Origin of the sequence: Pseudomonas wayambapalatensis (assembly GCF_049942315.1) — a bacterium.
GTDB lineage: Bacteria > Pseudomonadota > Gammaproteobacteria > Pseudomonadales > Pseudomonadaceae > Aquipseudomonas > Aquipseudomonas wayambapalatensis.
On sequence record NZ_JBNFMU010000114.1, the window covers coordinates 26,014 to 40,836 of the forward strand.

14 protein-coding genes are annotated in these 14,823 nt (G+C 62.5%); 10 read left to right on the forward strand and 4 right to left on the reverse strand.

Translation table 11 applies throughout. The features are described 5' to 3' along the window. Positions 1-123: 123 nt before the first annotated feature. Positions 124-987, reverse strand: a complete 864-nt coding sequence (tsf, locus tag ACPZMI_RS05980; RefSeq protein ID WP_186667237.1) for a translation elongation factor Ts — start codon at positions 985-987, stop codon at positions 124-126. Between the two features lie 186 nt (positions 988-1,173). Next, a complete protein-coding gene (gene rpsB, locus ACPZMI_RS05985) occupies positions 1,174-1,911 on the reverse strand; it encodes a 30S ribosomal protein S2 (protein ID WP_054891081.1) in 738 nt (245 codons plus the stop codon). Between the two features lie 344 nt (positions 1,912-2,255). Here rpsB and map point away from each other — a divergent pair, with 344 nt between their 5' ends. The 4 genes from map to ACPZMI_RS06005 all read left to right on the forward strand — a co-directional run bounded on the left by map (position 2,256) and on the right by ACPZMI_RS06005 (position 7,885). Next, a complete protein-coding gene (gene map, locus ACPZMI_RS05990) occupies positions 2,256-3,038 on the forward strand; it encodes a type I methionyl aminopeptidase (protein ID WP_186667238.1) in 783 nt (260 codons plus the stop codon). A gap of 22 nt (positions 3,039-3,060) precedes the next feature. After that, the gene (locus tag ACPZMI_RS05995; protein ID WP_426351858.1) at positions 3,061-5,760 is read left to right on the forward strand and encodes a [protein-PII] uridylyltransferase; all 2,700 of its coding nucleotides are present in this window, start codon (positions 3,061-3,063) and stop codon (positions 5,758-5,760) included. 21 nt (positions 5,761-5,781) lie between these two features. Then, positions 5,782-6,978: a succinyldiaminopimelate transaminase gene (dapC, locus tag ACPZMI_RS06000; RefSeq protein WP_426351859.1), complete on the forward strand. Its 1,197-nt coding sequence runs from the start codon at positions 5,782-5,784 to the stop codon at positions 6,976-6,978. Positions 6,979-7,147: 169 nt separating this feature from the next. Further along, the gene (locus ACPZMI_RS06005) at positions 7,148-7,885 is read left to right on the forward strand and encodes a M12 family metallopeptidase (RefSeq protein ID WP_426351860.1); all 738 of its coding nucleotides are present in this window, start codon (positions 7,148-7,150) and stop codon (positions 7,883-7,885) included. A 2-nt stretch (positions 7,886-7,887) separates the two neighbouring features. Here ACPZMI_RS06005 and ACPZMI_RS06010 read toward each other — a convergent pair whose 3' ends face one another. Further along, positions 7,888-9,534, reverse strand: coding sequence for a Na+/H+ antiporter (locus ACPZMI_RS06010; protein ID WP_426351861.1), 1,647 nt, complete (start codon positions 9,532-9,534; stop codon positions 7,888-7,890). Between the two features lie 215 nt (positions 9,535-9,749). Here ACPZMI_RS06010 and pncA point away from each other — a divergent pair, with 215 nt between their 5' ends. The 5 genes from pncA to ACPZMI_RS06035 all read left to right on the forward strand — a co-directional run bounded on the left by pncA (position 9,750) and on the right by ACPZMI_RS06035 (position 13,701). After that, complete coding sequence (pncA, locus tag ACPZMI_RS06015; RefSeq protein WP_426351862.1) at positions 9,750-10,415, forward strand: bifunctional nicotinamidase/pyrazinamidase; 666 nt, start codon at positions 9,750-9,752, stop codon at positions 10,413-10,415. Between the two features lie 130 nt (positions 10,416-10,545). Continuing rightward, positions 10,546-10,893 (forward strand): ArsC family reductase, encoded by a 348-nt coding sequence (locus ACPZMI_RS06020; protein ID WP_426351863.1) that lies wholly within the window; start codon positions 10,546-10,548, stop codon positions 10,891-10,893. 39 nt (positions 10,894-10,932) lie between these two features. Beyond that, positions 10,933-11,967, forward strand: coding sequence for a 2,3,4,5-tetrahydropyridine-2,6-dicarboxylate N-succinyltransferase (gene dapD / locus ACPZMI_RS06025; protein WP_186709269.1), 1,035 nt, complete (start codon positions 10,933-10,935; stop codon positions 11,965-11,967). Positions 11,968-12,088: 121 nt separating this feature from the next. Continuing rightward, positions 12,089-13,294 (forward strand): cysteine desulfurase, encoded by a 1,206-nt coding sequence (locus ACPZMI_RS06030; protein WP_186718844.1) that lies wholly within the window; start codon positions 12,089-12,091, stop codon positions 13,292-13,294. Beyond that, entirely contained in the window at positions 13,291-13,701 is a 411-nt protein-coding gene (locus ACPZMI_RS06035) for a SufE family protein (protein ID WP_186667247.1), read from the forward strand. The genes ACPZMI_RS06030 and ACPZMI_RS06035 overlap by 4 nt, the downstream gene beginning before the upstream one ends. A gap of 22 nt (positions 13,702-13,723) precedes the next feature. On the opposite strand, the gene tcdA is transcribed toward ACPZMI_RS06035, so the two are convergent. Further along, a complete protein-coding gene (gene tcdA, locus ACPZMI_RS06040; protein WP_426351864.1) occupies positions 13,724-14,533 on the reverse strand; it encodes a tRNA cyclic N6-threonylcarbamoyladenosine(37) synthase TcdA in 810 nt (269 codons plus the stop codon). A gap of 67 nt (positions 14,534-14,600) precedes the next feature. Between tcdA and ACPZMI_RS06045 the strand changes: the two genes are divergently transcribed. Continuing rightward, on the forward strand, positions 14,601-14,823 hold a 223-nt coding region (locus tag ACPZMI_RS06045), incomplete at its 3' end, for a hypothetical protein (RefSeq protein ID WP_426351865.1).

A 14,823-nucleotide genomic window follows, 5' to 3' on the forward strand; every position in this document is an offset into this window, starting at 1 on the left:
GCTAACTGTAGCGTGGCACTGCTTCAGTGCCAGCGCACAGGGCCAGATAAACCCTTGCGCGCTTTGACAAAGAGGCTGCGCGCGTGAGCGGGCAGCCTCTTCGGGGCGACAGACGAGTCCGTCTTACTGCTTGGCGGCAGCGACCTGGGCGGCAACTTCGGCAGCGAAGTCGTCAACCGGCTTCTCGATGCCTTCGCCAACTTTGAAGTAGGTGAAGGAAACGATTTCAGCACCGGCTTTCTTGGCCAGATCGCCGACCTTGACTTCCGGGTTCATGACGAAGGCCTGCTCTTTCAGCGAGGCTTCTGCCTTGAACTTGGTGATACGGCCGTTGATCATGTTCTCAACGATGTTTTCCGGCTTGCCAGCGATCTTGTCGGCGTTCAGCTGCAGGAAGACGCCCTTCTCGCGCTCGATGGCCTCGGCGGAGATTTCCGACGAATCCAGGAACTCAGGGTTCGAAGCTGCAACGTGCATGGCGATGTTTTTGGCCAGCTCTACGTCACCGCCTTTCAGAACGACGGCAGCGCCGATCTTGTTGCCGTGCAGGTAGGCACCGACCACGTCGCCTTCGACGCGAGCCAGACGACGGATGTTGACGTTCTCGCCGCACTTGGCGACCAGGGCTTCACGAGCGGCTTCACGCGAAGCGATCAGCGGAGCGGCGTCGGTCAGCTTCTGGGCGAAGGCTTCTTCCAGGCTTTCGGCAACGAAAGTCTTGAAGTCGTCTTGCAGGGCCAGGAAGTCGGTCTGCGAGTTCACTTCCAGCAGAACGGCGACCTTACCGTCGGTCTTGACGGCGATAGCACCTTCAGCGGCAACGTTGCCAGCCTTCTTGGCGGCCTTGATGGCGCCCGAGGCACGCATGTCGTCAATGGCTTTCTCGATGTCGCCGCCGGCCTTTTCCAGGGCCTTTTTGCAATCCATCATGCCTTCGCCGGTACGCTCGCGCAGTTCTTTGACCAGCGCTGCAGTAATTGCTGCCATTTCAAAATCCTCTTGGAAAGTTTTTCAACCATTCCACCCGTTCATCACGGGCGTTCAATTCTGGAAATCCGCTGTCTTCACACCAGCGCCACGCATGATGCGGCGTGCTTGCTGACAGGAGGATTTCAGGTGGCAAAAAGGGGGCCAAGCCCCCTTTTCGCGTGCCAAGTAGACGCCAGGCGTCAATTACTCAGCAGCTGGTGCCGCCGCTTCTTCAGCGTAGACTTCGGTACCGCCGGCAACGTTGTTGCGACCGCGGATGACGGCGTCAGCCATCGAAGTCATGTACAGCTCGATGGCGCGGATTGCGTCGTCGTTGCCTGGGATCACGAAGTCAACGCCTTCCGGGCTGCTGTTGGTATCGACAACGCCGATGACCGGGATGCCCAGCTTGTTGGCTTCGGTGATTGCAATGCGCTCGTGATCGACGTCGATGACGAACAGTGCATCAGGCAGACCGCCCATGTCCTTGATACCACCCAGGCTGCGATCCAGTTTTTCCAGGTCGCGCGAGCGCATCAGGGCTTCTTTCTTGGTCAGCTTGGCGAAGGTGCCATCTTCGGCCTGGGTTTCCAGGTCGCGCAGACGCTTGATCGAAGCACGGATGGTCTTGTAGTTGGTCAGCATGCCGCCCAACCAGCGGTGATCAACGTATGGCGAACCGCAACGAGCAGCTTGCTCGGCGACCAGTTTGCCAGCGGAACGCTTGGTGCCGACGAACAGGATCTTGTTCTTGCCCTGGGCCAGGCGCTCTACGAACGACAGAGCGTCGTTGAACATCGGCAGGGTTTTTTCCAGGTTGATAATGTGGATCTTGTTGCGCGCGCCGAAAATGTACTTGCCCATTTTCGGGTTCCAGTAACGGGTCTGGTGGCCGAAGTGCACACCGGCCTTCAGCATATCGCGCATGTTGACTTGGGACATGATAGTTCCTTGATAAGTCGGGTTGGGCCTCCACGTATCCCAATGACCAACCCATGGATCCGAAGATCCCGGGCACCCAGGCCATCGTGTCGACACGTGTGTGGGTTTGAGCTGACGGGGACCTCCCCGAAAGCGGCGCATTTTATACCACAGACAGAAGACGAACGGAACCCGCAAGGTGCTTCATCCGTCAGTGGCTTTTGCAGCAGCCCGGCAATCGCGCCAGAATGCCCTCCATAGACCACCGGATCCGCGGTTTTCTCCCCACAGAACGCCGCCCTGCTCTGTTAGAATCCGGCCTTTCCCGTTTGTTGTGCGCCGCCCGGCGCCGTAGAGAGCCTGTAATGACCGTCACCATCAAGACCGCAGAAGACATCGAGAAGATGCGCATCGCCGGCCGCCTGGCCGCCGAAGTCCTCGAAATGATCGAAGAGCACGTCAAGCCTGGCGTGACCACCGAGGAACTCGACCGCCTGTGCCACGACTACATCGTCAACGTCCAGCAGGCGATCCCGGCGCCGCTCAACTACAAGGGCTTCCCCAAGTCGATCTGCACCTCGATCAACCATGTGGTCTGCCACGGCATCCCCAACGAAAAGCCGCTCAAGGATGGCGACACCATCAACATCGACGTGACGGTGATCAAGGATGGCTACCACGGCGACACCAGCCGCATGTTCCATGTCGGCACCGTCGCGCCCTGGGCCGAGCGCCTGTCCAAGGTCACCCAAGAGTGCCTGTACAAGGCCATCGAGCTCATCAAGCCGGGCTGCCGCCTGGGCGACATCGGCGAAGTGATCCAGAAGCACGCGGAAAAGAACGGTTTCTCGGTGGTTCGCGAGTTCTGCGGCCATGGCATCGGCAAGGTGTTCCATGAAGAACCGCAGATCCTGCACTACGGCAGGGCCGGCACCGGCATGGAACTGAAAGAAGGCATGACCTTCACCATCGAGCCGATGATCAACCAGGGCAAGGCCGACACCAAGGTGCTGGGCGATGGCTGGACCGCCATCACCAAGGATCGCAAGCTCTCGGCACAGTGGGAACATACGCTGGTGGTCACCGCCACGGGCTATGAAATCTTCACCCTGCGCAAAGACGACACCATTCCCCGTACCTCGGCGTAATTCAACTCAGGAAGGCGACTCGATGCCCCAGGTGGATCCAGAGCTGTTCGACCGTGGCCAGTTCCAGGCGGAACTGGCGCTCAAGGCAAGCCCCATTCCCGCCTTCAAGAAGGCTCTGCGCCAGGCCGCAGAAGTCTTCGACAGACGCTTTCGCGAAGGCGTCGAGATCCGCCGCCTGATCGAGGACCGCGCCTGGTTCGTCGACAATATCCTGCAACAGGCCTGGAACCAGTTCGACTGGGGCAATCCGGACGGCATCGCCCTGGTCGCGGTCGGCGGCTACGGCCGCGGCGAGCTGCACCCCTGGTCGGACATCGACCTGCTGATCCTGCTCGACCAGGCGGAACACGAGCAGTATCGCGACGCCATCGAGCGCTTCCTGACACTGCTGTGGGACATCGGCCTGGAAGTCGGTCAGAGCGTGCGCACCGTCGAGGAATGCGCCGAGCAGGCGCGCGCCGACCTAACAGTGATCACCAACCTGATGGAAAGCCGCACCGTCGCCGGCCCCGAGACGCTGCGCGAGCGCATGCTGGAAGTCACCAGCACCGCGCACATGTGGCCCAGCAAGGAGTTCTTCCTGGCCAAGCGTGCCGAGCTCAAGGCACGGCACCACAAGTACAACGACACCGAGTACAACCTGGAGCCCAACGTCAAGGGTTCGCCAGGTGGCCTGCGCGACATCCAGACGGTGCTCTGGGTTGCCCGGCGCCAGTACGGCACCCTCAACCTGCACGCGCTGGCTGGCGAAGGTTTTCTGCTGGAAAGCGAGAACGACCTGCTGGCTTCGTCGCAGGCCTTCCTCTGGCGCGTGCGCTACGCCCTGCACATGCTCGCCGGACGCGCCGAAGACCGCCTGCTGTTCGACCACCAGCGCAGTATCGCGGCGCTGCTCGGTTACAGCGACGAGAACCCCAAGCGCGCCATCGAGCAGTTCATGCAGCAGTACTACCGGGTGGTGATGAGCATCAGCCAGCTCTGCGACCTGATCATCCAGCACTTCGAGGAAGTGATCCTCGCCGACGACAATGGCAGCACCCAGCCGCTGAACTCGCGCTTTCGCCTGCATGACGGCTATATAGAGGCGGTCAACCCGAACGTCTTCAAACGCACCCCGTTCGCCATGCTGGAGATCTTCGTGCTGATGGCCCAGCATCCGGAGATCAAGGGCGTACGCGCCGACACCGTGCGCCTTCTGCGTGAACATCGGCACCTGATCGACGACAAGTTCCGCAACGATATCCGCAACACCAGCCTGTTCATCGAGCTGTTCAAGTGCGAGATCGGCATCCACCGCAACCTGCGGCGCATGAACCGCTATGGCATCCTCGGTCGCTACCTGCCGGAATTCGGCCTGATCGTCGGACAGATGCAGCATGACCTGTTCCACATCTATACGGTCGATGCGCACACGCTCAACCTCATAAAGCACCTGCGCAAACTGCAGTACACCCCGGTGTCGGAGAAATTCCCGCTGGCCAGCAAGCTCATGGGACGCCTGCCCAAGCCTGAGCTGATCTACCTCGCCGGCCTTTATCACGACATCGGCAAGGGTCGCCAGGGCGATCACTCCGAGCTCGGTGCGGTGGATGCTCAGGCGTTCTGCGAGCGCCATCAGCTACCGGCCTGGGACTCGCGGCTGATTGCCTGGCTGGTGCAGAGCCACCTGGTGATGTCCACCACCGCCCAGCGCAAGGACCTCTCCGACCCGCAGGTGATCAACGATTTCGCCCTGTTCGTCGGCGACGAAACCCGCCTGGACTACCTCTACGTGCTGACCGTGGCCGACATCAACGCCACCAACCCCAGCCTGTGGAACTCCTGGCGCGCCAGCCTGCTGCGCCAGCTCTACACCGAGGCCAAGCGCGCGCTGCGCCGGGGCCTTGAGAACCCGCTGGACCGCGAGGAGCAGATCCGCCAGACACAAAGCGCCGCGCTGGACATCCTCGTGCGCGAAGGCACAGACCCGGACGATGTGGAGCAACTCTGGTCGCAGCTGGGCGACGACTATTTCCTCAAGCACACCGCCGCCGATGTGGCCTGGCACAGCGATGCGATTCTCCAGCAGCCGGCCGATGGCGGCCCGCTGGTGCTGATCAAGGAAACCACCCAGCGCGAGTTCGAAGGCGGCACGCAGATCTTCATCTACGCGCCCGACCAGCACGACTTCTTCGCCGTGACCGTGGCGGCGATGTCGCAGCTCAACCTGAACATCCACGACGCCCGCATCATCACCTCCAGCAGCCAGTTCACCCTCGACACCTACATCGTGCTCGACAACGACGGCGGCTCGATCGGCGACAACCCGCAGCGGGTCAAGCAGATCCGCGAAGGGCTGACCGAGGCACTGCGCAATCCCGAGGATTACCCGACCATCATCCAGCGGCGCGTGCCGCGCCAGCTCAAGCACTTCAACTTCGCGCCGCAGGTGACCATCCTCAACGATGCCCAGCGCCCGGTGACCATCCTCGAAATCACCGCACCCGACCGGCCCGGCCTGCTGGCGCGCCTGGGGCGGATCTTCCTGGAGTTCGACCTGTCGCTGCAGAACGCCAAGATCGCCACCCTCGGCGAGCGCGTGGAAGACGTGTTCTTCATCACCGACGCCGACAACCAGCCGCTCTCCGACCCGCAACTGTGCAGCCGCCTGCAGGAAGCCATCGTCGAACAGTTGCAGGCCGGCCAGTCCAGCGATATCAGCCCTACCCGCGTGACCTTCTGACGATTACGAGACCTTGCGCCGATGAACCATGCCTTGACCCAGCTTCAGCCCTATCCCTTCGAGAAGCTCCGCGCCCTGCTCGGCGGCGTGAAACCTGCCGCGGACAAACGCGCCATTGCCCTGTCGATCGGTGAGCCGAAGCATGAATCCCCGGCGTTCGTCGCCAAGGCCCTGGCCGACAACCTCGATAAACTGGCGGTCTACCCCAGCACCCTCGGCCTGCCGGCCCTGCGCCAGGCCATCGTCCAATGGTGCGAGCGCCGTTTTGGCGTGCCCGCTGGCTGGCTCGATGCCGAACAGCATGTCCTGCCGGTCAATGGCACCCGTGAAGCGCTGTTCGCCTTCACGCAAACGGTGGTCAACCGCGCCGACGACGGCCTGGTGGTCAGCCCCAACCCGTTCTACCAGATCTACGAAGGCGCGGCGCTGCTGGCCGGAGCTACTCCGCACTACCTGCCCTGCCTGGAAAACAACGGCTTCAACCCTGATTTCGACGCGGTGCCGGTCGAGATCTGGAAGCGATGCCAGATCCTGTTCCTGTGCTCCCCCGGCAACCCCACCGGCGCACTGGTGCCGATGGACACCCTGAAAAAGCTGATCGCCCTGGCCGACGAGCACGATTTCGTGATTGCCGCCGACGAGTGCTACAGCGAGCTGTACTTCGACGAAGACGCTCCACCACCAGGCCTGCTGAGCGCCTGCGCCGAGCTCGGCCGCAACGACTTCAAACGCTGCGTGGTGTTCCACAGCCTGTCCAAGCGCTCCAACCTGCCGGGTCTGCGTTCGGGCTTCGTCGCTGGCGATGCCGAGATCATCAAGCCATTCCTGCTGTACCGCACCTACCACGGTTGCGCCATGCCGGTGCAGACGCAACTGGCCAGCGTCGCCGCCTGGCAGGACGAAGCCCATGTGCGCGCAAACCGCGACCAGTACCGCGCCAAGTACGATGCCGTGCTCGAGATCCTGCAACCGGTGATGGACGTGCAACGCCCGGATGGCAGCTTCTATCTGTGGGCCAAGGTGCCGGGCAGCGACGCTGATTTTACCCGTGACCTGTTCGAAGCCGAGCACGTGACCGTTGTGCCGGGCTCGTATCTGTCGCGTGAAGTGGATGGCGTCAATCCGGGCGCAGGACGCGTGCGCATGGCGCTGGTTGCGCCTCTGGCCGAGTGCATCGAGGCGGCCGAGCGGATTCGCGGGTTCCTCGCAGGGCGCTGAAATGCCTCTCCCCTTGGGGCTGGCGTCGATGTCAGCCCCTAGGTAACTATCTAACGGCACTCGGGCGCTGGGATGCCTGAACGCGTGTCACCGCACAGACTTATGTAATGCCACGTAGCTTGATCGGTCGCAGATCATCCTGAGTTCCAACCACACCAGGAACTCTCCGATGTATACACTCGCCTCACTCCGTACTCGCCACCGCATCGATCAGCAGCTCTCCCATGATCTGGCCGTTACCGAGAACCCCCGCAACAGGGGCCAGAGCAACGGCGGTCGAAAAAAGCGCGGACTGATCGAGACCGGCCGACTATGGGCACCCGGTCGTACTTTGTGGATCTCGTCTCTCGGTGCTCCGGACAGAAAGCTCAAGATGTCGATCTTCGAACTGGCTTGCCAGTGGGTGGATCTTTCCGGCGCCAACCTGGAGCTTGATCTGTCAGAAGATGATGACAAACATGCCCAGATCAGGATCCTCACAGGCGAACATGCAGAGCACAACGAATCAGACATCGGCACCGATGCACTGGCTAGTGAAGACTACACCATGTCGCTGAATGTCATACCGGGGGATGAATCATTCAAATCCACCGTGTTACACGAGTTCGGCCATGCACTAGGATTCGAACATGAACAGCTACACCCCGATGCCACCATCCCCTGGAACGAGCCGGCTCTATTCGAAGCTGCCAAGCAATCGGATGACTGGTCAGAGCAAGACATCAGGGAGACTTACCTGAACAAACGGCCCGACAACGAACTGATCAAAACCCAGTACGATCCGCTCTCTATAATGCATTACCCGATTGCGGCCTGGATGACCTTGGATGGATCCGAGGTAGTCCAGAATACGGAGCTCAGTGCGAAAGACCTCGAGATGATGCGCCTGGCCTACCCACACGACTGACGCTAACGAACCTGCCCCAGGTTCGCCTCGCTCATGTCCAGTTCACCCAGCACCTGGCGCACTACTTCATCCCCCACCAGGTGCTGGCGATGCAGGCTGTACAGCTCCAGCCGCTGTGCGCGCAATGCACGCAAGCGCAAACGGCGCTCCAGAAGATCCATCTGCTCGGCCAGCGCACGCGCTTCGGCGCTGTCGTTGTAACTGTCCAGCTCATCCCGGTATTCCGCCATCAGGCGCGCCTTCAACTCGGTCGCCAGCGTCGCCTGGGCGGCATCCTGCGGGGCATTGGCATCGATGACCTCCTCGGCCTCCAGTGCATGGATAGCGGCTTCCGCGGTGCGTCTCCAGGCTTCCTGTACTTCCTGATGCAGGCGTTCGTCCGGGCTCTTGGTCACCCCGCGCAACAGCATCGGCAGGGCGATGCAGGCACTGATCAGCGACAGCAGGATCACCCCGGCGGCAATGAAGATCAGCAGATCACGCTCCGGGAACGCCTGGCCGGCCCCGATCAGCAAGGGCACCGACATCACACCCGCCAAGGTCACGGCCCCGCGCACGCCGCCCAGGGTCAACAGCCAGCACGAACGTGCGCTGGGCATCAGCACCAGCGCCGACTTACCGCGCCAGCGGCGCACCACGCCGATAGCGCGCCACACGCTTTGTACCCAGACGAACCGCAGCAGCACCAACGCCACGAAGATCGCCACCACATCGAGGCAGCGCCAGGCCAGGGTCGGCCACAACGACGTTTCATGGCTGACCACTGCCTTGATGATGTCGGGCAGTTGCAAGCCCAGCAGCAGGAAGATCAGGCCATTGAAGGCGAACTCCAGCAGCGACCAGACGCTGCGATTGAGCAGGCGCGTACTGGTCTGGCGCGGCAACAGGTCGAGCCAGCTCTGCATCATCCCTGCCGCCACCGCCGAGAGAATGCCCGAGACACCGAGCCGTTCGGCCAGCACGTAGGCGGCAAAGGGCAACAGCAGCATGAACACCACATGCGTCGCCGGATCGTCCCAGCCCCGAGCGATCATCCAGGCACGCAGGCGCCCCACCAACCAGCTCAGTCCCACCCCGACCGCAAGCCCGCCGATGGCCACCAGCACGAACGTCAGGCTGGCATCGGTCAACGAAAACACCCCGGTAATGGCTGCCGCCAATGCGAACTTGAACGTCACCAGGCCCGAAGCATCGTTCATCAGCGCTTCGCCCTGGAGCATGTGCATCAAGGGTGTTGGCAGGCGATCCTGGGTAATCGCCGAAACTGCCACCGCATCAGTGGGCGAGAGCACCGCAGCCAGGGCGAACGCTACCGGCAGTGGAATGCTTGGCAGGATCCAGTGGATGAAGTACCCCGCTCCCACCACGGTGAACAGCACCAGCCCCACGGCCAAGGCCACCACCGGGCCACGAATGCGCCATAGCTCGCGCTTGGGGATACGCCAGCCATCGGCGAACAGCAACGGTGGCAGGAACAGGAACAGGAACAACTCGGGATCCAGGGCCACGTGCAGGCCGAGTGTTGGCCAGGCCAGCAGCGCTCCAGCGCCGATCTGCACCAGTGGCAGGGGCAGCGGGATCATCCGCCCCACCAGCTTGGAGACACTGACCAGCATCAGCAGGATAAGAACGGTATAAGCTGACTGCATGTGGCGTGTTTCCCTTTTCGATTCAAAAGCGGTTCTGGTCGCCTTGGACAACGCCGTCGGTAACTGGACACATATAGTAACGAGCCAAGCCGCCAACGAACTGCTGCACCTAAGTCGCAAGTCGCCGGAGAAGATGTAACACCATGCTACACAAACAGCTGATTCAGAAACCGCTGTTATAACCCCACCATCGTCACAACAAGGAAGGCCTTTCGATGAGTACTGCACCGAGCAACCACACAATCAGCAAAGATAGCCCCGATCGCGCGCTGCTCGTGATCGATATCCAGAATGACTTCACCCCCGGCGGCGCCCTGGAGGTGCCCCGCGGCGACGAGATCGTGCCGCTGGTCAACCAGATCGCCGTGAATTTCCGCACTGTGGTCCAGGCCCAGGACTGGCATCCCGCCGGACATATCTCCTTCGCTTCCAGCCATCCCGGCAAGAACCCCTACGACATCATCGAACTGCCCTACGGCCCCCAGGTGCTTTGGCCGGATCACTGCGTGCAGGGCAGCCAGGGTGCGGAATTCCACCCCAAGGTAGACCTGCCCCACGCCCAGTTGATCGTGCGCAAGGGCGGCAACCCGCTGGTAGACAGCTACTCGGCCTTCTTTGAAGCCGACCAGAAGACCACCACCGGCCTCGCCGGCTACCTGCGTGAAAAAGCGGTCACCAGCGTCTACGTGGTGGGCCTTGCCCTGGATTTCTGCGTGGCCTGGACTGCCCTGCACGCACGGCGCGAACGCTTCACCACCTATGTAGTGCTGGACGCCTGCCGCGCCATCGACAAAGACGGCTCGCTGGAAAATGCAATGAGCAAGATGCAGCACGCCGGGGTGAATTTCATCAAGTCCGGGCAGTTGCTCGACAAAGGCTGAAAACTCGTCGGTCAGAAGCCGGCGCCACAGCCGTGGCGCCGTGCCGAGAGTTACCGCATAATCCTGCCCACCCCAATTTTCGAGGAGTTGCGGGGTCGGCCCGGAAAGCTCCGACGACCCTTGACGTTCAATGGCTTACATTCTCTACGGCATCAAGGCCTGCGACACGATGAAGAAAGCGCGTACCTGGCTCGAGGAAAAAGCCATCGGCTACGACTTCCACGACTACAAGACCCAGGGCATCGACCGTGACAGCCTGAACCGCTGGTGCGACGAACACGGTTGGGAAAAGATCCTCAACCGCGCCGGCACCACATTCCGCAAGCTCGACGACGCGCAAAAGGCCGACCTTGACCAGGCCAAGGCCGTCGAGCTGATGCTCGCCCAGCCGTCGATGATCAAGCGCCCGGTCCTCGACCTCGGCGACAAGACCCTGGTGGGTTTCAAACCGGATCTGTACGCGGCCGCCCTGCAGTGAGCCGCCCGTTGTCAATCCATTTCAGTACGAGGTAACCGCATGTCCACCACTCTGTTCAGCCTGGCCTTCGGTGTCGGCACCCAGAACCGCCAGGGCACCTGGCTGGAAGTCTTCTACGCTCAGCCCCTGCTCAACCCGTCCAGCGAGCTGGTCGCGGCCATCACCCCGATCCTCGGCTACGAAGGCGGCAACCAGGCGATCGCCTTCAGCCCGGCCCAGGCCGCCCAGCTCGCCGACGCGGTCAAGGGCGTGGATGCCATCCAGCACGCACTGCTGACCCGCCTGGCCGAAAGCCACAAGCCACTGGTCGCCACCCTGCTCGCCGAAGACGGTGCGCTGACCTCCACCCCCGAGGCCTACCTCAAGCTGCACCTGCTGTCGCACCGCCTGGTCAAGCCGCACGGTGTTTCCCTGGCCGGCATCTTCCCACTGCTGCCGAACGTGGCCTGGACCAACCAGGGCGCCATCGACCTGGCCGAACTGGCCGAGCAGCAACTGGAAGCACGCCTGAAGGGCGAGCTGCTGGAAGTGTTCTCGGTGGACAAGTTCCCGAAGATGACCGACTACGTGGTCCCGAGCGGCGTGCGTATCGCCGACACCGCCCGTGTGCGCCTGGGCGCCTACATCGGCGAAGGCACCACCATCATGCACGAAGGCTTCGTCAACTTTAACGCTGGCACCGAAGGCCCGGGCATGATCGAAGGCCGCGTCTCGGCCGGCGTGTTCGTCGGCAAGGGCTCGGACCTGGGCGGCGGCTGCTCGACCATGGGCACCCTGTCCGGTGGCGGCAACATCGTCATCAAGGTTGGTGAAGGGTGCCTGATCGGCGCCAACGCCGGTATCGGTATCCCCCTGGGCGACCGCAACACCGTCGAAGCCGGCCTGTACATCACCGCTGGCACCAAGGTGAACCTGCTCGACGAGCACAATGAGCTGGTCAAGGTGGTCAAGGCCCGTGACCTGGCCGGCCAGACCGACCTGCTGTTCCGCCGCAACTCGCTCAACGGTGCGGTGGAGTGCAAGACCCACAAGTCGGCCATCGAGCTGAACGAGGCGCTGCACGCGCACAACTGAGCACTTTGCAAGCCGCTGCAAGAGCGGGCTTGCCCGCGATCAGCGGACGCTCGGTGCTTGAGATGTTAAGATCGGGTCTGGCACTAAGCCAGACCCGATTTTCATTCCAGGCCCCGCGATCATGTTCCAGCCCTCCCCCTGGCGTGCCGACTTTCCCGCCATCACCGCCCTGCAACGGCAGCGTCAGACCTACCTGGACAGCGCCGCCACAACGCAGAAACCCCAGGCCCTGCTTGACGCCCTGAGCCACTACTACAGCCATGGTGCAGCCAATGTGCACCGCGCCCAGCACCTGCCCGGTGCGCTGGCGACCCAGGCATTCGAGACCAGCCGCGACAAGGTTGCCACCTGGCTCAACGCCGTTGACTCCCGGCAGATCATCTTCACCCACGGCGCCACCTCGGCGCTCAACCTGCTGGCCTACGGTCTGGAGCATGGCTTCGAAGCCGGCGACGAAATCGCCGTCAGCGCACTGGAGCACCACGCCAACCTGCTGCCCTGGCAACAATTGGCGCAGCGCCGCAATCTGCGTCTGGTGGTGCTGCCGCTGGACGAGCATGGCCGGATCGACCTCGAGCACGCCTTGCAACTGATCGGGCCGCGCACACGCCTGGTCGCGCTGAGCCAGTTGTCCAACGTGCTCGGCACCTGGCAGCCATTGCCTGCGCTGCTTGCTCATGCCCGCGCCCAAGGCGCTTTGAGCGTGGTCGATGGCGCCCAGGGCGTGGTTCATGGCCGCCACGACGTGCAGCAATTGGGCTGCGATTTCTACGTGTTTTCCAGCCACAAGTTGTATGGCCCGGACGGGGTTGGCGCGCTCTATGGCCGCACAGAGGCCTTGGCACGGCTGCGACACTGGCAGTTCGGCGGTGAGATGGTGCAACTGGCCGACTACCATGAGTCAAGCTTTCGTCCCGCGCCACTGGGCTTCGAGGCGGGTACGCCGCCGATCGCCAGCGTGATCGGCCTGGGCGCGACCCTCGACTACCTCGCCAGCCTCGATCCTGCGGCCGTGGCGGCCCACGAAACCAGCCTGCACCAGCACCTGGTGCGCGGCCTGGCCGACCGCGAAGGCGTGCGCATCCTCGGCACCCCACAGAGCGCACTGGCCAGCTTCGTCATCGACGGCGTGCACAACGCCGATATCGCCCACCTGCTGACCGAACAAGGGATCGCAGTGCGCGCCGGGCACCATTGCGCCATGCCATTGCTCAAGGGGCTTGGGCTGGAAGGCGCGATCCGCGTTTCGCTGGGGCTGTACAACGACAGCGACGACCTGCAGCGCTTCTTCGATGCGCTCGACCAGGGTCTGGAGCTGCTGCGGTGAGCCTGCCCGAAGCAGCCCAGCAGGCGCTGGACACCTTCACCCAGGCAAAAGGCTGGGAGCAGCGTGCGCGCCTGTTGATGCAGATGGGTGATCGCCTGGAGCCACTGGACGAGTCTGACAAGACCGACGCCAACCGCGTGCATGGCTGTGAAAGCCTGGTCTGGCTGGTGGCTGTGCAGGTCGACGGACAGTGGCGCTTCAAGGCAACCAGCGATGCCCGGCTGCTGCGCGGCCTGCTGGCGTTGCTGCTGGTGCGGGTGCAGGGGCTGGGCAGCGACGATCTGGCCGGGCTGGACCTGCGCGAGTGGTTTACGCAACTTGGACTGGAGCGACAGCTTTCGCCCTCACGCAGCAATGGGCTGCATGCGGTGTTGCTACAGATGGCGGAGTTGGTAACCAGCCCTTGAGTCGAAAGCGCCTGCTTGGCGCTTATTGCGCCTTGACCCGCTCCGACGGCCGCCGCGCGCCAGCCACCAGCTTCTCCACGGCCTTGCTCACGGCCACCATGCCGAAGGTCGCGGTCACCATCATCACCGCGCCGAAGCCCCCCGAACAATCCAGGCGCACGCCTTCTCCCACGAAACTCTTCTGCAGGCACACACTGCCATCCCCCTTGGGGTAGCGCAGTTGTTCGCTGGAGAACACGCAAGGCACACCATAATTGCGGCTGACATTGCGCGAGAAGTTGTAGTCCCGGCGCAAGGTGGAACGTACCCGCGACGCCAGTGGGTCGTTGAAGGTCTTGTTGAGGTCGCCAATCTGGATCTGGGTCGGATCGATCTGTCCGCCCGCCCCCCCGGTGGTGACAATCGCAATCTTGCGCCGCCGGCACCAGGCGATCAGCGCGGCCTTGGCCTGCACGCTGTCGATGCAATCGATCACACAATCCAGCGACTCGGTGATGTATTCGAGCATGGTGTCACGGGTGACGAAGTCAGCTACCGCATGCACGGTGCAGGCCGGATTGATCGCGCGCAGGCGCTCGGCCATGACCTCGACCTTCGAGCGCCCCACCTGCCCCTCCAGCGCATGGGCCTGGCGATTGGTGTTGCTGACGCAGACATCGTCCAGATCGAACAGGCTGATTTCGCCCACGCCACTGCGCGCCAGGGCTTCTGCCACCCAGGAACCCACACCGCCAATGCCGACGACCGCCACGTGGGCCTGGCGCAGACGTTGCAGGCCGTCATCGCCGTACAGCCGGGCGACACCGGCAAAGCGTGGATCTTCTGTGCTCATGTTCATACCCCGAAAAAACCGGCGCGCATTATATGCCATGCGGACACGCCGGTGAGGGCTTGTCGACATGATGCTCCTCTTCGCGCAGCGCGCGTTCATTAGGAAACAGCCTACCAATCCTGCTTTAATGTCTTATCAAACAAGCAGATCTGGACGACAACAGAGCGGGATCCACGGCGCTCGCTTCCCGCTCCCTTCCTCGGAAACTGAATCACCTATGTCATCACGCAAATTCGGTCTCAACCTGGTGGTTGTTCTGGCCATTGCCGCGCTGTTCACCGGCTTCTGGG